Origin of the sequence: Streptomyces sp. NPDC058000, assembly GCF_042886435.1 — a bacterium.
Classification (GTDB): domain Bacteria; phylum Actinomycetota; class Actinomycetes; order Streptomycetales; family Streptomycetaceae; genus Streptomyces.
Window position 1 is genome coordinate 40,859 of the sequence record NZ_JBHVQS010000023.1, and the last position, 15,818, is coordinate 56,676.

The 15,818-nt window shown below is 68.8% G+C and carries 19 protein-coding genes; 2 read left to right on the forward strand and 17 right to left on the reverse strand.

All coding sequences use genetic code 11. From position 1 onward, the window contains the following. Positions 1–94 precede the first annotated feature (94 nt). From ACFVT2_RS22425 to ACFVT2_RS22435, 3 genes are read right to left on the reverse strand one after another with little or no spacing between them, the layout of a single operon-like run. Positions 95–463 carry a holo-ACP synthase gene (locus tag ACFVT2_RS22425; RefSeq protein WP_390020562.1) on the reverse strand — a complete coding sequence of 123 codons (369 nt, stop codon included), beginning with the start codon at positions 461–463 and terminating at the stop codon, positions 95–97. A gap of 4 nt (positions 464–467) precedes the next feature. Beyond that, a complete protein-coding gene (glmS, locus tag ACFVT2_RS22430) occupies positions 468–2,315 on the reverse strand; it encodes a glutamine--fructose-6-phosphate transaminase (isomerizing) (RefSeq protein WP_390020564.1) in 1,848 nt (615 codons plus the stop codon). A 25-nt stretch (positions 2,316–2,340) separates the two neighbouring features. Continuing rightward, positions 2,341–2,619, reverse strand: coding sequence for a hypothetical protein (locus tag ACFVT2_RS22435; RefSeq protein ID WP_390020566.1), 279 nt, complete (start codon positions 2,617–2,619; stop codon positions 2,341–2,343). A gap of 141 nt (positions 2,620–2,760) precedes the next feature. On the opposite strand from ACFVT2_RS22435, the gene coaA reads away from it, so the two are divergent. Beyond that, positions 2,761–3,750 carry a type I pantothenate kinase gene (gene coaA / locus ACFVT2_RS22440; RefSeq protein WP_390020568.1) on the forward strand — a complete coding sequence of 330 codons (990 nt, stop codon included), beginning with the start codon at positions 2,761–2,763 and terminating at the stop codon, positions 3,748–3,750. Between the two features lie 73 nt (positions 3,751–3,823). Here the strand turns inward: coaA and glmM are convergent, their stop codons facing one another. The 3 genes from glmM to rplM form a co-directional block, all read right to left on the reverse strand. Continuing rightward, positions 3,824–5,182 (reverse strand): phosphoglucosamine mutase, encoded by a 1,359-nt coding sequence (gene glmM / locus ACFVT2_RS22445; protein WP_390020571.1) that lies wholly within the window; start codon positions 5,180–5,182, stop codon positions 3,824–3,826. Positions 5,183–5,322: 140 nt separating this feature from the next. Continuing rightward, entirely contained in the window at positions 5,323–5,835 is a 513-nt protein-coding gene (gene rpsI / locus ACFVT2_RS22450; protein WP_390020573.1) for a 30S ribosomal protein S9, read from the reverse strand. A gap of 44 nt (positions 5,836–5,879) precedes the next feature. Continuing rightward, positions 5,880–6,323 carry a 50S ribosomal protein L13 gene (gene rplM, locus ACFVT2_RS22455; protein ID WP_390020575.1) on the reverse strand — a complete coding sequence of 148 codons (444 nt, stop codon included), beginning with the start codon at positions 6,321–6,323 and terminating at the stop codon, positions 5,880–5,882. 419 nt (positions 6,324–6,742) lie between these two features. On the opposite strand from rplM, the gene ACFVT2_RS22460 reads away from it, so the two are divergent. Continuing rightward, positions 6,743–7,606 (forward strand): hypothetical protein, encoded by an 864-nt coding sequence (locus ACFVT2_RS22460; protein WP_390020578.1) that lies wholly within the window; start codon positions 6,743–6,745, stop codon positions 7,604–7,606. 51 nt (positions 7,607–7,657) lie between these two features. On the opposite strand, the gene truA is transcribed toward ACFVT2_RS22460, so the two are convergent. From truA to secY, 11 genes are all read right to left on the reverse strand, one after another. Further along, entirely contained in the window at positions 7,658–8,509 is an 852-nt protein-coding gene (truA, locus tag ACFVT2_RS22465) for a tRNA pseudouridine(38-40) synthase TruA (RefSeq protein ID WP_390020580.1), read from the reverse strand. Between the two features lie 86 nt (positions 8,510–8,595). Beyond that, positions 8,596–9,060 (reverse strand): 50S ribosomal protein L17, encoded by a 465-nt coding sequence (gene rplQ, locus ACFVT2_RS22470; RefSeq protein ID WP_390020583.1) that lies wholly within the window; start codon positions 9,058–9,060, stop codon positions 8,596–8,598. Between the two features lie 215 nt (positions 9,061–9,275). Beyond that, a complete protein-coding gene (locus ACFVT2_RS22475; protein WP_003956430.1) occupies positions 9,276–10,298 on the reverse strand; it encodes a DNA-directed RNA polymerase subunit alpha in 1,023 nt (340 codons plus the stop codon). A 114-nt stretch (positions 10,299–10,412) separates the two neighbouring features. Then, positions 10,413–11,039 carry a 30S ribosomal protein S4 gene (gene rpsD / locus ACFVT2_RS22480; protein ID WP_390020586.1) on the reverse strand — a complete coding sequence of 209 codons (627 nt, stop codon included), beginning with the start codon at positions 11,037–11,039 and terminating at the stop codon, positions 10,413–10,415. A gap of 27 nt (positions 11,040–11,066) precedes the next feature. Next, on the reverse strand, positions 11,067–11,471 hold the full coding sequence (gene rpsK / locus ACFVT2_RS22485; protein WP_004571845.1) for a 30S ribosomal protein S11: 405 nt from the start codon (positions 11,469–11,471) through the stop codon (positions 11,067–11,069). 64 nt (positions 11,472–11,535) lie between these two features. Beyond that, complete coding sequence (rpsM, locus tag ACFVT2_RS22490) at positions 11,536–11,916, reverse strand: 30S ribosomal protein S13 (RefSeq protein ID WP_384594962.1); 381 nt, start codon at positions 11,914–11,916, stop codon at positions 11,536–11,538. Between the two features lie 200 nt (positions 11,917–12,116). Next, positions 12,117–12,230: a 50S ribosomal protein L36 gene (gene rpmJ / locus ACFVT2_RS22495; RefSeq protein WP_003956441.1), complete on the reverse strand. Its 114-nt coding sequence runs from the start codon at positions 12,228–12,230 to the stop codon at positions 12,117–12,119. A 60-nt stretch (positions 12,231–12,290) separates the two neighbouring features. Further along, the gene (gene infA / locus ACFVT2_RS22500) at positions 12,291–12,512 is read right to left on the reverse strand and encodes a translation initiation factor IF-1 (protein ID WP_003956442.1); all 222 of its coding nucleotides are present in this window, start codon (positions 12,510–12,512) and stop codon (positions 12,291–12,293) included. A 220-nt stretch (positions 12,513–12,732) separates the two neighbouring features. Beyond that, positions 12,733–13,569 carry a type I methionyl aminopeptidase gene (gene map, locus ACFVT2_RS22505; RefSeq protein WP_390020590.1) on the reverse strand — a complete coding sequence of 279 codons (837 nt, stop codon included), beginning with the start codon at positions 13,567–13,569 and terminating at the stop codon, positions 12,733–12,735. Between the two features lie 105 nt (positions 13,570–13,674). Next, positions 13,675–14,328 carry an adenylate kinase gene (locus tag ACFVT2_RS22510; RefSeq protein ID WP_390020593.1) on the reverse strand — a complete coding sequence of 218 codons (654 nt, stop codon included), beginning with the start codon at positions 14,326–14,328 and terminating at the stop codon, positions 13,675–13,677. Then, positions 14,328–15,641 carry a preprotein translocase subunit SecY gene (secY, locus tag ACFVT2_RS22515; RefSeq protein WP_390020595.1) on the reverse strand — a complete coding sequence of 438 codons (1,314 nt, stop codon included), beginning with the start codon at positions 15,639–15,641 and terminating at the stop codon, positions 14,328–14,330. Before secY ends, ACFVT2_RS22510 begins: the two co-directional genes overlap by 1 nt. Positions 15,642–15,818: the final 177 nt, after the last annotated feature.

Genomic DNA, 15,818 nt, shown 5'->3' on the forward strand with positions numbered 1-15,818 from the left:
GGGAGCGCACGCCCTCCGCGGGCCGCCCCGTACACCGGATGACACCGGATGACACCGGGTCAGCGCGCAGCAACGGCACGGGCCCCCGTTCCGACTACCCCTCGGCGATCACCACCGCCGAGGCGACCCCGGCATCGTGACTGAGCGACACATGCCAGTGCCGTACGCCGAGTTCCGCGGCGCGGGCGGCGACCGTGCCGCGCACCCGCAGCCGCGGCTGCCCGCTGTCCTCGACGTACACCTCGGCGTCCGTCCAGTGCAGACCGCCCGGCGCGCCCAGCGCCTTGGCCACCGCCTCCTTGGCGGCGAACCGGGCCGCCAGGGAGGCGATGCCCCGCCGTTCGCCGCTCGACAGCATCAACTCCGTCCCGATGAACAACCGGTGCGCCAGCTCCGGCGTCCGCCGCAGCGCCGCGTCGAACCGGTCGATCTCCGCAACGTCGATCCCAACCCCGATGATCACCCGGTCACTCCACCGTGACCGACTTGGCGAGGTTGCGCGGCTGGTCGACCTCGTTGCCCCGGGCGGTGGCCAGCTCACACGCGAACACCTGGAGCGGTACGGAGGACACCAGCGGCTGGAGCAGCACCGGCGTACGCGGGATCCGGACGAGGTGGTCGGCGTACGGCACCACCGTCTCGTCGCCCTCCTCGGCGATCACGATGGTGCGGGCGCCCCGGGCCCGGATCTCCTGGATGTTGGAGACGATCTTGTCGTGGAGGACGGACCGGCCGCGGGGCGAGGGGACGACCACGACCACCGGCAGGTCCTCCTCGATCAGCGCGATCGGACCGTGCTTGAGCTCGCCGGCCGCGAAGCCCTCGGCGTGCATGTACGCCAGTTCCTTGAGCTTGAGCGCGCCCTCCAGCGCCACCGGGTAGCCGACGTGCCGCCCCAGGAACAGCACGGTGTTCTTGTCCGCCAGCGAACGGGCCAGCTCGCGCACCGGCTCCATGGTGCTCAGCACCTGCTGCACCTGCGTGCCGATGGCCGCCAGTTCGCGCACCACGTCCCGGATCTCGTCGCCCCACTTGGTCCCGCGCACCTGCCCGAGGTACAGCGCGACCAGGTAGACCGCGACCAGCTGGGTCAGGAACGCCTTGGTGGACGCCACCGCGACCTCCGGCCCGGCGTGCGTGTAGAGCACCGCATCCGACTCACGCGGGATCGTCGACCCGTTGGTGTTGCAGATGGCGAGCACCCGGGCGCCCTGCTCGCGGGCGTGCCGCAGCGCCATCAGGGTGTCCATGGTCTCGCCGGACTGGCTGATCGCGATCACCAGCGTGCGGTGGTCCAGGATCGGGTCCCGGTAACGGAACTCGCTGGCCAGCTCGGTCTCGCAGGGGATCCGCGTCCAGTGCTCGATGGCGTACTTGGCGATCATCCCGGCGTGATAGGCGGTCCCGCACGCCACGATGACGACCTTGGTGACCTCCCGCAGCACCGCCGGCGGGATCCGCACCTCGTCCAGCGCGAGCACCCCGGCCGCATCGACCCGGCCCAGCAGGGTGTCCGCGACCGCCTTCGGCTGCTCGGCGATCTCCTTGAGCATGAAGTAGTCGTAGCCGCCCTTCTCGGCGGCCGAGACGTCCCAGTCGACGTGGTACGACCGGACCTGCGCGGGCGCCCCGTCGAAGTCGGTGACCGTCACCCCGTCCCGGCGCAGCTCCACGACCTGGTCCTGGCCCAGCTCGACGGCCTCCCGGGTGTACGCGATGAACGCCGCCACGTCCGAGGCCAGGAACGCCTCGTCCTCGCCGATGCCCACCACCAGCGGGGAGTTGCGGCGCGCCCCGACGACCACGTCCGGCGCGTCGGCGTGCACCGCGACGAGGGTGAACGCCCCCTCCAGCCGCCGGCACACCTGCCGCATCGCCTCGGCCAGCTCCCCGCACGAGGAGTACTCCTCGGCCAGCAGGTGCGCGACCACCTCGGTGTCCGTCTCCGACGCCAACACGTGGCCCCGCTCGGCGAGTTCGGCGCGGAGCGCGGCGAAGTTCTCGATGATGCCGTTGTGGACGACGCTGACCCGGCCGGCGTTGTCCAGGTGCGGGTGGGCGTTGCCGTCCGTCGGACCGCCGTGCGTCGCCCAGCGAGTGTGGCCGATCCCCACCGTGCCCGTGGGCAGCGGCCGGTCGGCCAGCTCCTTCTCCAAGTTGGCCAGCTTGCCGGCCTTCTTGGCCGCCGCCAACCCACCGTCAGCCAGCACCGCGACCCCGGCCGAGTCGTAGCCGCGGTACTCCAGCCGCCTCAGCCCGGCCAGCACTACATCGAGCGCGCTCTGCCCGCCCACGTATCCCACGATTCCGCACATGGAGGCAGCCTACGCCGGGGCCTTCTCAATACCCGCGAGCTATTCGGTCCCGCGCCTCCCGGACCCGTTCGAGGAGTTCCTCGTCGGCCTCCGGGTCGGCGCCGGGCCGGTAACGGTCCAGGAAGTCCGCCAAGTCCTCCCCGAGGTCCTCGTCGGGCAACTCCTCGGCCAGTTCGGCATGGACCCGGGCCTCGAAGCCGTCCGCCGCGGACCGCGCGCCCGCCGCCCGGAGCCGACGCTCCCCGGCCCGCTCGCGCAACAGTTCCACCAGGCGTGCCCGCACGCCGCCCCCCTGTGTCCGCACGGCGCGCCCCTGGCGCCGCCCCCGGTCACCGACCGTACCGGGCACCGCCCGCGGGGTACAGACGTACAGGTCCGGTCGGGCCCGGCCGCCGCACCGCCACCCCGCCGCGGGCCGCCCGCGCCCACCCCGGACAATGGGCCCGTGCCTCAGACGACGGATCCGCAGCAACGACGCCGCACCGACAGCTCGCCGTACGTCGACCTGACCCGCGCGGAGTGGAGCGCCCTACGGGAGAAGACCCCGCTGCCGCTCACCGCCGAGGAGGTCGAGCGGCTGCGCGGCCTGGGCGACGTCATCGACCTCGACGAGGTCCGCGACGTCTACCTCCCGCTCTCCCGACTGCTCAACCTCTACGTCGGCGCCACCAGCAACCTGCGCGGCGCCCTCAACACCTTCCTCGACGACACCGGCAACGGCCACGGCTCCCAGCCCGGCACCCCGTTCGTCATAGGCGTCGCGGGCAGCGTCGCGGTCGGCAAGTCCACCACCGCCCGGCTCCTCAAGGCGCTGCTGGCCCGCTGGCCCGAGCACCCGCGCGTCGAGCGGGTCACCACCGACGGCTTCCTCTTCCCCAACGCCGAGCTGCACCGCCGCGGACTGATGTCCCGCAAGGGCTTCCCGGAGTCCTACGACCGCCGGGCGCTGACCCGGTTCGTCGCCGACGTGAAGTCCGGCAAGGCGAAGGTCACCGCGCCCGTCTACTCGCACCTGATCTACGACATCGTGCCCGGCGAGCAGCTGACCGTGCACCGGCCCGACATCCTCATCGTCGAGGGCCTCAACGTCCTCCAGCCGGCCCTGCCCGGCAAGGACGGCCGCACCCGCCTGGGCCTCGCTGACTTCTTCGACTTCTCGGTCTACGTGGACGCCCGCACCGAGGACATCGAGCGGTGGTACCTCGGCCGGTTCCGCAAGCTGCGCGAGACCGCCTTCCAGGACCCGTCCTCGTACTTCCGCAAGTACACCCAGGTCTCCGAGGAGGAGGCACTGGACTACGCCCGCACGATGTGGCGCACCATCAACCGGCCCAACCTGGAGCAGAACGTGGCCCCCAACCGCGGCCGCGCCAACCTGGTCCTCCGCAAGGGCCCGGACCACAAGGTGCAGCGACTGTCGCTGCGGAAGCTGTAGACACCACGGCGGGGTCGCCCCGAACGGCAGCGGCACTGCCGTCCACGGGCGACCCCGCCGTGGTGGAACTCCGTTACCCCAGCGCGGACTTGACCGCGTCGGCGAGCCGCTGCGCGACCGCCCGCGCCTGCTCGATGTCGGCCGCCTCGACCATCACCCGGACCAGCGGCTCGGTGCCGGACGGACGCAGCAGCACCCGCCCGGTGGCGCCCAGCTCCCGCTCCGCGTCGGCGACCGCCGCGGCCAGCTCGGCGGAGCTGTCCACCCGCGCCTTGTCGACGTCGGGGACGTTGATGAGGATCTGCGGCAGCCGGTCCATCACGCCCGCCAGCTCGGCCAGCGACCGACCGGTCGCCGCGACCCGGGCCGCCAGCATCAGACCGGTGAGGGTCCCGTCGCCGGTCGTGGCGTGGTCCAGCACGATGACGTGCCCGGACTGCTCGCCGCCCAGCGCGAACCCGTGCGCCTTCATCTCCTCCAGCACGTACCGGTCGCCCACCCCGGTCTGCACGAGGTCGATGCCCTCGCGCTCCATGGCCAGCTTGAAGCCCAGGTTGGACATGACCGTGGCGACGACGGTGTTCTTGCGCAGCGTCCCGGCCTCGCGCATCCCGAGCGCCAGGACGGCCAGGATCTGGTCGCCGTCGACCTCGTTGCCGGCCTGGTCCACGGCCAGGCAGCGGTCCGCGTCACCGTCGTGGGCGACACCCAGGGCGGCACCGTGCTCGATGACGGCGGCCCGGAGCTTTTCGAGGTGCGTGGAGCCGCAGGCGTCGTTGATGTTCAGCCCGTCCGGCTCGGTGCCGATGGTGACGACCTCGGCGCCGGCCCGCGCGAACGCCTCCGGCGAGACCCGGGCGGCCGCACCGTGCGCCCCGTCGATGACGATCGTGAGCCCGTCCAGGCGGTTGGGCAGCACGCCGACCAGGTGCGCGACGTACTTGTCGAAGCCCTCGTCGTAGTCGGTGACCCGCCCCACCCCGGCGCCGGTCGGCCGCTCCCACGGCTCACCGGAGCTGTGCGCGCGGTAGGTCTTCTCGATCCGGTCCTCCAGCTCGTCGGCGAGCTTGTGACCGCCGCGGGCGAAGAACTTGATGCCGTTGTCGGGCATCGGGTTGTGGCTGGCGGAGAGCATCACGCCCAGGTCGGCGCCGAGCACCCCGGTCAGGTAGGCCACCGCCGGGGTCGGCAGCACGCCCACCCGGAGCACGTCCACACCGGCACTGGCCAGGCCGGCGACCACCGCGGCCTCCAGGAACTCCCCCGACGCCCGCGGATCGCGTCCGACCACGGCCACCGGCCGGTGTCCTTCAAACGTTCCCGCCTCGGCCAGCACGTGCGCCGCCGCGACCGACAGACCGAGCGCCAGCTCCGCCGTCAGGTCCGCATTGGCGACACCGCGCACACCGTCCGTGCCGAAGAGTCGTGCCACTGGTGTCCTCCGAAGTAGATGAGCTGTGACCGGGGCTTGGATTCCAGGTATACGCCGCCGGTCCCCAAAAGCCGAACGCCCCGGCAGCACGGAAGTGCCACCGGGGCGTTCGCCAAGAGCTGCCTGCGTGCAGCGCGCGACTAGCGCTTGCTGTACTGCGGAGCCTTGCGGGCCTTCTTGAGACCGGCCTTCTTGCGCTCGACCGCACGGTCGTCACGCTTGAGGAACCCGGCCTTCTTCAGGGCGGGACGGTTGGCGTCCACGTCCGCCTCGTTCAGCGCACGGGCCACGCCCAGGCGCAGCGCACCGGCCTGGCCGGAGATGCCGCCGCCGGCGATGCGGGCGATGACGTCGTAGCGGTTGTCCAGTTCGAGCACCTTGAAGGGCTCGTTGACTTCCTGCTGGTGCACCTTGTTGGGGAAGTAGCCCTCAAGGGTGCGGCCGTTGATCTTCCACTGGCCGGTGCCCGGGACGATCCGGACGCGGGCGATGGCGTTCTTGCGACGGCCCAGGCCGGCGGCCGGCTGCGGCTCGCCGAAGCGGGACGCGAGGGACTCGGAGGTGTACTCGCCCTCCAGCGGAACCTCGGTCTCGGTGGTGTACTCCTCGACCTCAACCTCGTCCAGCGGGGTCTCGGGGGTGGTCTCAGCCACGATGCTCCTTAAGAATTCTCTGTCGTCTTAGGGGGTGGCCGGACTTACTGCGCGACCTGGGTGATCTCGAACGGGACCGGCTGCTGCGCAGCGTGCGGGTGCTCGGCGCCCGCGTAGACCTTCAGCTTCGAGAGCATCTGACGGCCGAGGGTGTTCTTGGGGAGCATGCCCTTGATGGCCTTCTCGACGGCCTTCTCGGGGTTCTTGGCCAGCAGCTCGTCGTAACGGACGGAGCGCAGACCACCCGGGTAACCGGAGTGGCGGTAGGCCATCTTCTGGGTGCGCTTGTTGCCGGAGAGGTGCACCTTCTCGGCGTTGATGATGATGACGAAGTCACCGGTGTCAACGTGAGGGGCGTAAACCGGCTTGTGCTTACCCCGGAGGAGGGACGCAGTCTGGCTGGCCAGACGGCCCAGGACAACGTCCTGCGCGTCAATGATGTGCCACTGGCGCTGAACATCGCCGGGCTTGGGGCTGAACGTACGCACGTCTTAGCCTTCGCTTCGTGAGTTGGGGTACCCCAGGTCCATGGGACCTCGGGGAAGGGTCCTGTACTGGCACCGCGACTGCTCACACAGTGAGGTGGCACTACGGGCGACGCAACCCGATCGTCCACCGCTGGTCAGCGACTCGGCTAGCCGGCGTAAGGCCCCTCACGTGAGATAGAGCAAGCCCATACGCATAACGAACCAGCAGGATACTGACCCAACCCCGTACGGGTCAAAACGCGCCCCGGACAGACGTGCGGGCGAGTCCCCGTCGCCGCATCGGCGACCCCGTCCGCATCCCGCCCCGCGGCCCGGATCCGGGCCGTCACCGCAGCCCACGGCACCCGGCCCCCGCACCGGCCCCGACCGGATCCGCTCCCCCCGCCACACCGCCGGCTCCGCCCATTAGGATGCGCGGCATGAGCTTTGGGCAAGGGGGGCCGTTCGACGGCCCGGGGGGTTCCACTCCGAACTGGGAGGCACTGGCCGACGAGAGCCAGGCGCGTTCCCGCCGCAAGCGCTGGATGATGATCGGCGGCGGCGCGGTCGCCGTGCTCGCGGTCGCCGGCATCGTCGCCGCCGCCGTGATGAACAGCACCAGTTCTTCCAACGGCAACCCCTCGGCCCACCCCAGCGCCTCCGGGCAGTCCGCCCTGCCGGACGACAAGCCGTCCTTCCCCGACGTCTCGGTCCCGCCCCCGCCCAACCCGCAGGACTACATCTCCGACCCCAAGAAGGACACCGCGCCGCTCACCCCCGCCACCCTCTTCTCGCAGAAGAGCATGGTCGTCGGCGAGCACAGCTACCCGCAGACCAGCACCGACAGCTCCGCGGACTGCACCGCCGGCGCCCAGGGAGCCCTGGTCTCCTCGCTCAGCCACAACGGCTGCAAGCAGCTGCTGCGCGCCACCTACTCCCAGGGCGGGGTCGCGGTCACCATCGGCGTCGCGGTCTTCGACTCGCCCGCCAAGGCCGCCGCGGTGATGAACGAGAACAAGCCCAACCTCATGCCGCTGGCCGGCGGCGGCGTCCCCGCGAACTTCTGCCAGGGCAGCAAGTGCCTGATGACCACCAACGCCACCGGCCGCTACGCGTACTTCACCATCGCCGGCTACACCAACGGCAAGGACGTCGCCGGCGGCGCGAACCCGGCCCAGCAGATCGGCCGGGACGGCGGCGCCTACGCCTTCACCCAGATCGCCCAGCGCGGCAAGGACCAGGCCGCCAAGGCCGCCGAGCAGCAGCTCAAGGAAGCCCAGCGGAAGGCCGGCCAGACCTCCTGACCCGCGAAGTGGTGCCCACCCCCGCCCGAGCGGCCCGGGGCGGGCACCGCCTCAGCAGCCGCCGCACGAGGGCAGCGACCGCTTGTTGCGCGCTTCCTTGTTCCGTGCCATCAGCAGCTCGTCGGCCGGGTACCCGACCTCCTCCAGCGTCAGCCCGTGCGGCCGGACGACGTGGACGGCGGAGTCCCGCACCCCGGCGGCCAGCACCTTCCCCGGCCAGTCCACCGGCCGGTGCCCGTCGCCCACGAACAGCAGCGCCCCCACCAGCGACCGCACCATGTTGTGACAGAACGCGTCCGCCCGCACCGTCGCCGTGATGATCCCGGCCGCGTCCCGCTCCCAGCTCAGCTCCTGGAGCGTGCGGATGGTCGTCGCACCGTCCCGCCGCTTGCAGTACGCCGCGAAGTCGTGCTCCCCCAGCAGCGGCCGCGAGGCGGCGTTCATCGCCTCCACGTCCAGCTCCCAGTCGTGCCACAGCACGTGTCCCCGCAGCAGCGGATCGACACCCCCGTGGTGATCGGTGACCCGGTACGCGTACCGCCGCCAGATCGCCGAGAACCGCGCGTTGAAGCCGTACGGCGCCTCGGAGATCCGCCACACCCGGACGTCCTTGGACAACCGCCCGGCCAGCCGCCGCAGCAGCTGATCGCCGTGCTCGGCCCACAGCTCCGCCGGCAGGTCCACGTGCGCCACCTGCCCACGGGCGTGCACCCCGGCATCGGTCCGCCCGGCGACGGTGAGCTCGTACGTCTCGCCCGACCGCGTCACCGTCCGGATCGCGCCCTCCAACTCCCCCTGGACCGTGCGCCGTTCACGCTGCTTGGCCCATCCAGAGAACTCCGCGCCGTCGTACGACAGGTCCAGCCGCACCCGGACGAACCCGGGCTTCACTTCGTCACTCACACCAGCAATCCTCTCAGGCCCACCACAGACGGAAGCGGGCCCGCCCCCGAAGGGACGGACCCGCTCACCGTTCAGCGACGACGGACTCAGGCGTCCTTCGACTCCTCGGCCGGAGCCTCGGCCGCGGCCTCGGACTCCTTCACCGCGCGCTTGGTCGCGGCCTCGGCCTCGGCGACGGTCGCCTTCTTGGCGATCTCGCCCTCGACCAGCTCGATGACGGCCATGGGAGCGTTGTCACCACGACGGTTGCCGATCTTGGTGATACGGGTGTAGCCACCCGGACGCTCCGCGAACCGCGGCGCGATCTCGGTGAAGAGCGTGTGCACGACGCTCTTGTCCGAGATCAGCTCCATGACCTGGCGGCGGTTGTGAAGGTCGCCCTTCTTCGCCTTGGTCACCAGACGCTCCGCGAACGGACGCAGACGACGGGCCTTGGCCTCGGTCGTGGTGATGCGGCCGTGCTCGAAGAGGCTGGTCGCCAGGTTGCGCAGGAGCGCCTTCTGGTGCGAAGCGCTGCCGCCCAGACGGGCGCCCTTGGTGGGCTTCGGCATGGTGTATCTCCTTCATTGCTGCACCGGCCGTATCAGGTACCGGTGTCAGTTCCCACGAGGCGGCCGCCCCGCGGAAGTCGCACAGCATTTGGTCCAGGGGATATCCCCTGGACCTCCAGCTGGGAAAAATCAGCCCGTCCGGCGCTTGAGGACGAACACCTCAGCCGGGACGGCGGGACAGCCGAAACCACTCGGCCACCCCGCCGTCAGGCAGATCAGTACTGCTCGGTCTCGACGAACCCGGCGTCCGCGTCGTCGTCCGCGCCGAAGGCGTCGGCGGCAGCGGTCGGGTCGAATCCGGGCGGGCTGTCCTTGAGCGCCAGGCCCATGCCGGCCAGCTTCGCCTTGACCTCGTCGATCGACTTCGCACCGAAGTTGCGGATGTCGAGCAGGTCCGCCTCGGAGCGCGCCACGAGCTCACCCACGGAGTGGATGCCCTCACGCTTGAGGCAGTTGTAGGAGCGGACGGTGAGCTCCAGCTCCTCGATCGGCAGCGCCAGGTCGGCGGCGAGGGCGGCGTCCGTGGGGGACGGGCCCATGTCGATGCCCTCGGCGTCGATGTTCAGCTCGCGAGCGAGGCCGAACAGCTCCACCAGGGTCTTACCGGCCGAGGCCATGGCGTCACGCGGACGCATCGCCTGCTTGGTCTCGACGTCGACGATCAGCTTGTCGAAGTCGGTGCGCTGCTCGACACGGGTCGCCTCGACCTTGTAGGTGACCTTGAGGACCGGCGAGTAGATCGAGTCGACCGGGATCCGGCCGATCTCCTGGCCGACCTGCTTGTTCTGCACCGCGGAGACGTAGCCGCGACCGCGCTCGACGGTCAGCTCCATCTCCAGCTTGCCCTTGCCGTTCAGCGTGGCCAGGACCAGGTCGGGGTTGTGCACCTCGACACCGGCCGGGGGCGCGATGTCGGCGGCGGTGACCAGACCCGGGCCCTGCTTGCGCAGGTACATCACGACCGGCTCGTCGTGCTCCGAGGAGACGACCAGCTGCTTGATGTTGAGGATCAGGTCGGTGACGTCTTCCTTGACGCCCGGCACGGTGGTGAACTCGTGCAGCACACCGTCGATGCGGATGGACGTGACCGCCGCACCCGGGATCGAGGAGAGCAGGGTCCGGCGCAGGGAGTTGCCGAGGGTGTAGCCGAAGCCGGGCTCCAGCGGCTCGATCACGAACCGGGAGCGGTACTCGTCGACGACCTCTTCGGTCAACGAGGGACGCTGAGCAATCAGCATGGTGTCTTTCCTTCAGTCGTGGACGCCCGCTATTTGACGCCCGCTGTACTTCAAAGGGTACGGGCGGTACGACGCCATTGGCTCCGTACCGCCCGGACCATTCCGCTGAAGCTCTTACTTGGAGTAGAGCTCGACGATCAACTGCTCCTGCACCTGGGTGTCGATCACCTGGCGCTCGGGCAGGCTGTGCACGAGGATCCGCAGCTGCGAGGGGATCGCCTCCAGCCACGCCGGGACGGTCTTCTCGCCGGCCTCCGCCTTGGCCACCTCGAAGGGGGTCAGGTTCCTGGAGCCCTCGCGGACCTCGATGATGTCGTTCACGGCGACGCGGGCCGACGGGATGTCGGTCTTGCGGCCGTTGACCTGAACGTGTCCGTGGCGGACCAGCTGACGAGCGTGGTCACGGGACTTGGCAAAGCCGGCCCGGTAGACCACGTTGTCGAGGCGGGTCTCAAGGATGCGCAGAAGGTTCTCACCGGTCTTGCCGGTCTTCTGGTTCGCTTCCTTGTAGTAGCCCACGAACTGCTTCTCAAGGACACCGTAGATACGGCTGCACTTCTGCTTCTCACGAAGCTGGAGCAGGTACTCGCTGTCCTTGGTGCGCCCGCGACCGTGCTCACCCGGGGGGTAAGGACGGATCTCGATCGGGCACTTCGCGCTCTCGCACTTGCTCCCCTTGAGGAAGAGCTTCTGCTTCTCCCGACGGCAACGCTTGCAGTCGGCCCCGGTGTAACGCGCCATTGTCTAGTTGTCTCCTACTTCAGTGGGTCAGACGCGGCGACGCTTGGGCGGGCGGCATCCGTTGTGCGGGGTGGGGGTGACGTCCTGGATCGAACCCACCTCAAGGCCGGTGGCCTGGAGGGAGCGGATCGCGGTCTCACGGCCGGAGCCCGGACCCTTGACGAAGACGTCGACCTTGCGCATGCCGTGCTCCTGCGCGCGACGGGCAGCCGACTCGGCGGCCATCTGCGCGGCGAAGGGGGTGGACTTGCGCGAGCCCTTGAAGCCGACGTGGCCGGCAGAGGCCCAAGAGATCACGTTCCCGGTCGGGTCGGTGATCGAAACGATCGTGTTGTTGAACGTGCTCTTGATGTGAGCGTGCCCGTGGGCGACGTTCTTCTTCTCCTTGCGGCGCACCTTCTTGGCGCCGGCCGTACGGCCCTTCGGAGGCATTCAAAATCTCCCGTGGAGGTAGTCGGTCCTACAGCGAAGACCGCTGTCGTGGTCCTGCTGAGGACTACTTCTTGCCCGGCTTCTTCTTGCCGGCGATCGCGCGACGCGGACCCTTGCGGGTACGGGCGTTCGTGCTGGTGCGCTGACCGTGCACCGGCAGACCGCGGCGGTGACGCAGACCCTGGTAGCAGCCGATCTCGACCTTGCGGCGGATGTCGGCCTGAATCTCGCGACGGAGGTCACCCTCGGTCTTGAGGTTGTTGTCCACGTACTCGCGGATCTTGATCAGGTCTTCCTCGGCCAGGTCGCGCACCCGGGTGTCCGGGTTCACGCCGGTGGCGGCGAGGGTCTGCTGCGAGAGCGTCCGCCCGATACCGAAGACGTAGGTGAGGGCGACCTCCACACGCTTTTCGCGCGGGAGATCAACGCCTGCGAGGCGTGCCATTGATGTGGCTCCTGATGGCTATTCGGAGGTCTTCCGCAGCACCGTTCCCGTAAGACTCTGCAGAATTACGAGCCGGGTCCCCGGCCTCCGAGCCGGGGGTGTCGTCCCCACGCGACAGATGCGGGGGTCGGGTGACTGCTTATGTACGTTTTGTGCTTGCGTCGCGCGAAAACTGCGAAATGCAGGTTGGTCGGCGTGCGTCAGCCCTGGCGCTGCTTGTGGCGCAGGTTGTCGCAGATGACCATGACCCGGCCGTGGCGGCGGATCACCTTGCACTTGTCGCAGATCTTCTTGACGCTCGGCTTGACCTTCATGGGATGTGAGGTTCTCCGGGTCAGTGCCGCTGCCCCACGGGAGCGGGGCGTCGGCAAGATCTACTTGTAGCGGTAGACGATACGGCCACGCGTCAGGTCGTAGGGAGAGAGCTCCACGACGACCCGGTCATCCGGGAGGATACGGATGTAGTGCATCCGCATCTTGCCGCTGATGTGCGCGAGGACCTTGTGACCGTTCTGGAGCTCCACCTTGAACATTGCGTTCGGCAGAGACTCGATCACGGTGCCCTCGATTTCGATGGCACCTTGCTTCTTGGCCACGCTTCGCCTTCCGATCGGCTACCTTGATCAACTCACTTGCACTGCCGAACCCGACGTGCGGGCACACGGGTGCACGAGAGCCGACGCGTCAGTCTACGTCAGCGCCTGAGAAAAGACGAATCCAGGGTTATTGCCCGCCCGCGGAGATCGTTATGCACCTGGGCCCGGACCAGGCGTCGGGGACTTTCCTGATCGTCACGGGCCCGGGGCAGAGGCCGGACTAGGCCAGGGGGTCCGGCGCCGCGGTGATACCGAGGGTCGCGAGCTTGGCCTTGCCGCCATCAGGAGCGGTGAGCACCAGCGGACCGTCCTCGGTCAGCGCGACCGAGTGCTCCCAGTGCGAGGACCAGCTGCCGTCGTTGGACTTGACCGTCCAGTCGTCTTCGAGGACGTGCGTCTTGGCGGTGCCGAGGTTGACCATCGGCTCGATGGCGATGCAGAAGCCGGGCACCAGCTTCGGGCCGCGGCCGCGCTTGCGGTCGACGTAGTTCAGCAGGTGCGGGTCCATGTGCATCTGCGAGCCGATGCCGTGGCCGCCGTAGTCCTCGACGATGCCGTACTTGCCGCTGGCCGGCCGGGGCTGGCGACGGATGTAGCCCTCGATCGCCTTGGAGATGTCCACCAGCCGGTTGCCCTTGGCGACCGCGGCGATCCCCGCCCACATCGACTCCTCGGTGACCCGGCTGAGCTCGACCAGCTCCGCGGAGTGTCCGGACCCGACGAAGGCGGTGTACGCGGCGTCGCCGTGCCAGCCCTCGATGATCGCGCCGCAGTCGATGGAGATGATGTCGCCGTCCTGCAACACCGTGTCGGCGGACGGGATGCCGTGCACCACGACGTCGTTCACGGAGGTGCAGATCGTGGCGGGGAAGCCGCCGTACCCAAGGAAGTTGGACTTCGCGCCGTGCTCGGCGAGCACCTTGCGCGCCGCGTCGTCCAGGTCCTTGGTGGTGGCGCCCGGCACCGCGACCTCACGGGTGGCCGCGTGGATGGCGGCGACCACCAGCCCCGCCTCGCGCATCTTCGCGATCTGTGCGGGGTTCTTGATCTCCAGCATGCCGGTGCCTTCCGCCTTCACTCTCGTCCGCGGGTCATTCCCGCCCAACCAACACTACGGCCGCGGCACCCGTGCCGGGCACCGCGGCCGTACAGAAGCAACGCTTTACTCGCCGCGACCCAGGGCGTTCATCGCCCGCTGGGTGACCTCCGCGACCTTGCCGAGGGCCGGGATCGTGACGACCAGGTCCTGGGCCTTGTAGTAGTCGATGATCGGCTCGGTCTCCGAGTGGTAGACCTCCAGCCGCTTGCGCACGGTGTCCTCGCGGTCGTCCTCGCGCTGGTACAGCTCGCCGCCACAGGCGTCGCAAACGCCCTCGACCTGCGAGGTGTTGTACTCGACGTGGAAGACGTGGCTGGAGTCCTTGCGGCAGATCCGCCGGCCGGCGATCCGCTTGACGACCTCGCCCTCCGGGACCTCCAGGTCCAGGACGGCGTCGAGCTTGAGGCCCTTGCGCTGGAGGTAGGCGTCCAGCGCCTCGGCCTGGCCGAGGTTGCGCGGGAAGCCGTCCAGCAGGAAGCCCTCGGCCGCGTCGGCCTGCTCCATGCGGTCCTCGGCCATTCCGATGGTGACCGAGTCCGGCACGAGGTTTCCGGCGTCCATGTAGGACTTCGCCTCAACGCCCAGGGGCGTGCCCTGCGAGATGTTGGCCCGGAAAAGGTCCCCCGTGGAGATGTGCGGGATCGCGAGGTTCTTGGCAAGGTACGCAGCCTGCGTACCCTTACCGGCCCCCGGGGGTCCGACGAGGACGATTCGCATCAGCGGAGGAACCCTTCGTAGTTGCGCTGCTGAAGCTGGCTCTCAATCTGCTTCACGGTCTCCAGACCCACACCCACGATGATCAGGATGCTCGTCCCGCCGAACGGGAAGTTCTGGTTCGCGTTGAACAGCACCAACGCCACTGTTGGTACGAGCGCGATCAGCCCCAGGTACAGCGAGCCCGGCCACGTGATCCGGTTGAGCACGTAGCTGAGGTACTCGGCCGTCGGGCGACCAGCCCGGATGCCCGGGATGAAGCCACCATACTTCTTCATGTTGTCGGCAACTTCTTCGGGGTTGAAGCTGATGGCCACGTAGAAGAAGGCGAAGAAAACGATCAACAAGAAGTACGTAACGATGTAAACGGGGTGATTTCCCTTGGTGAAGTTGGTGGCGATCCAGGTCGCCCACCCCGCCTTCGACCCGCTGAACTGTGCGATCAGCGCCGGAATATAGAGCAGCGACGACGCGAAGATGACAGGAATCACACCTGCCTGGTTCACCTTGAGCGGGATGTAAGTGGACGTACCGCCATAGGACCGACGGCCGATCATCCGCTTCGCGTACTGGACCGGAACGCGCCGCTGCGCCTGCTCGACGAAGACCACCAGGGCGACCATCGCCAGGCCCACCAGGATCACGGAGAAGAACTCGATCCAGCCGTCGGCCAGCTTGCCGGTCAGCTTGATCTGCCACAGCGCGCCCGGGAAGCCGGCGGCGATCGAGATGAACATCAGGATCGACATGCCGTTGCCGATACCGCGGTCGGTGACGAGTTCACCGAGCCACATGATCAGGCAGGTGCCGGCGGTCATCGTGATCACCATCGTGATGGTGGTGAAGATCGAGTTGTTGGGCACGATCTGGTTGGCGACCGGGCAGCTCTGGAAGAGCGCGCCGCTGCGGGCCGTGGCCACCAGGCCGGTGCCCTGCAACACGGCGAGCGCCACGGTCAGATAGCGGGTGTACTGGGTGATCTTCCCCTGTCCGGACTGCCCCTCCTTCTTGAGGGCCTCCAGCCGGGGGATCACCACGGTCAGCAGCTGGAGGATGATGCTCGCCGTGATGTACGGCATGATCCCCAGCGCGAAGATCGTGATCTGCAGCAGCGCTCCACCGCTGAACATGTTCACCAGGGCGAACAACCCGCTGTTGCCGCCGGCCTGCTTCATGCAGGTCTCGACGTTCGCGTAGTTCACCCCGGGGACCGGGACGTGCGCTCCGATCCGGTAGAGCACGATGATGCCCAATGTGAACAGCAGCTTCTTGCGCAGGTCGGGCGTCTTGAACGCTCGGGCGAACGCGGTGAGCACGGTGCCTCCTGCGCCTCCCGCCTTTGTGGGCAAGGAGGTGACGGTCTTGAGGATCGACGAATACGTAGCGGCTGTACCGCGCGGACACCGCCCGCACGGCGGGTTCCGGGGCGAACCCCGGACAAGACAAACAGTGCAGGCCACCTTACCGGCGACCGTACCCCCGTGGAACGACCA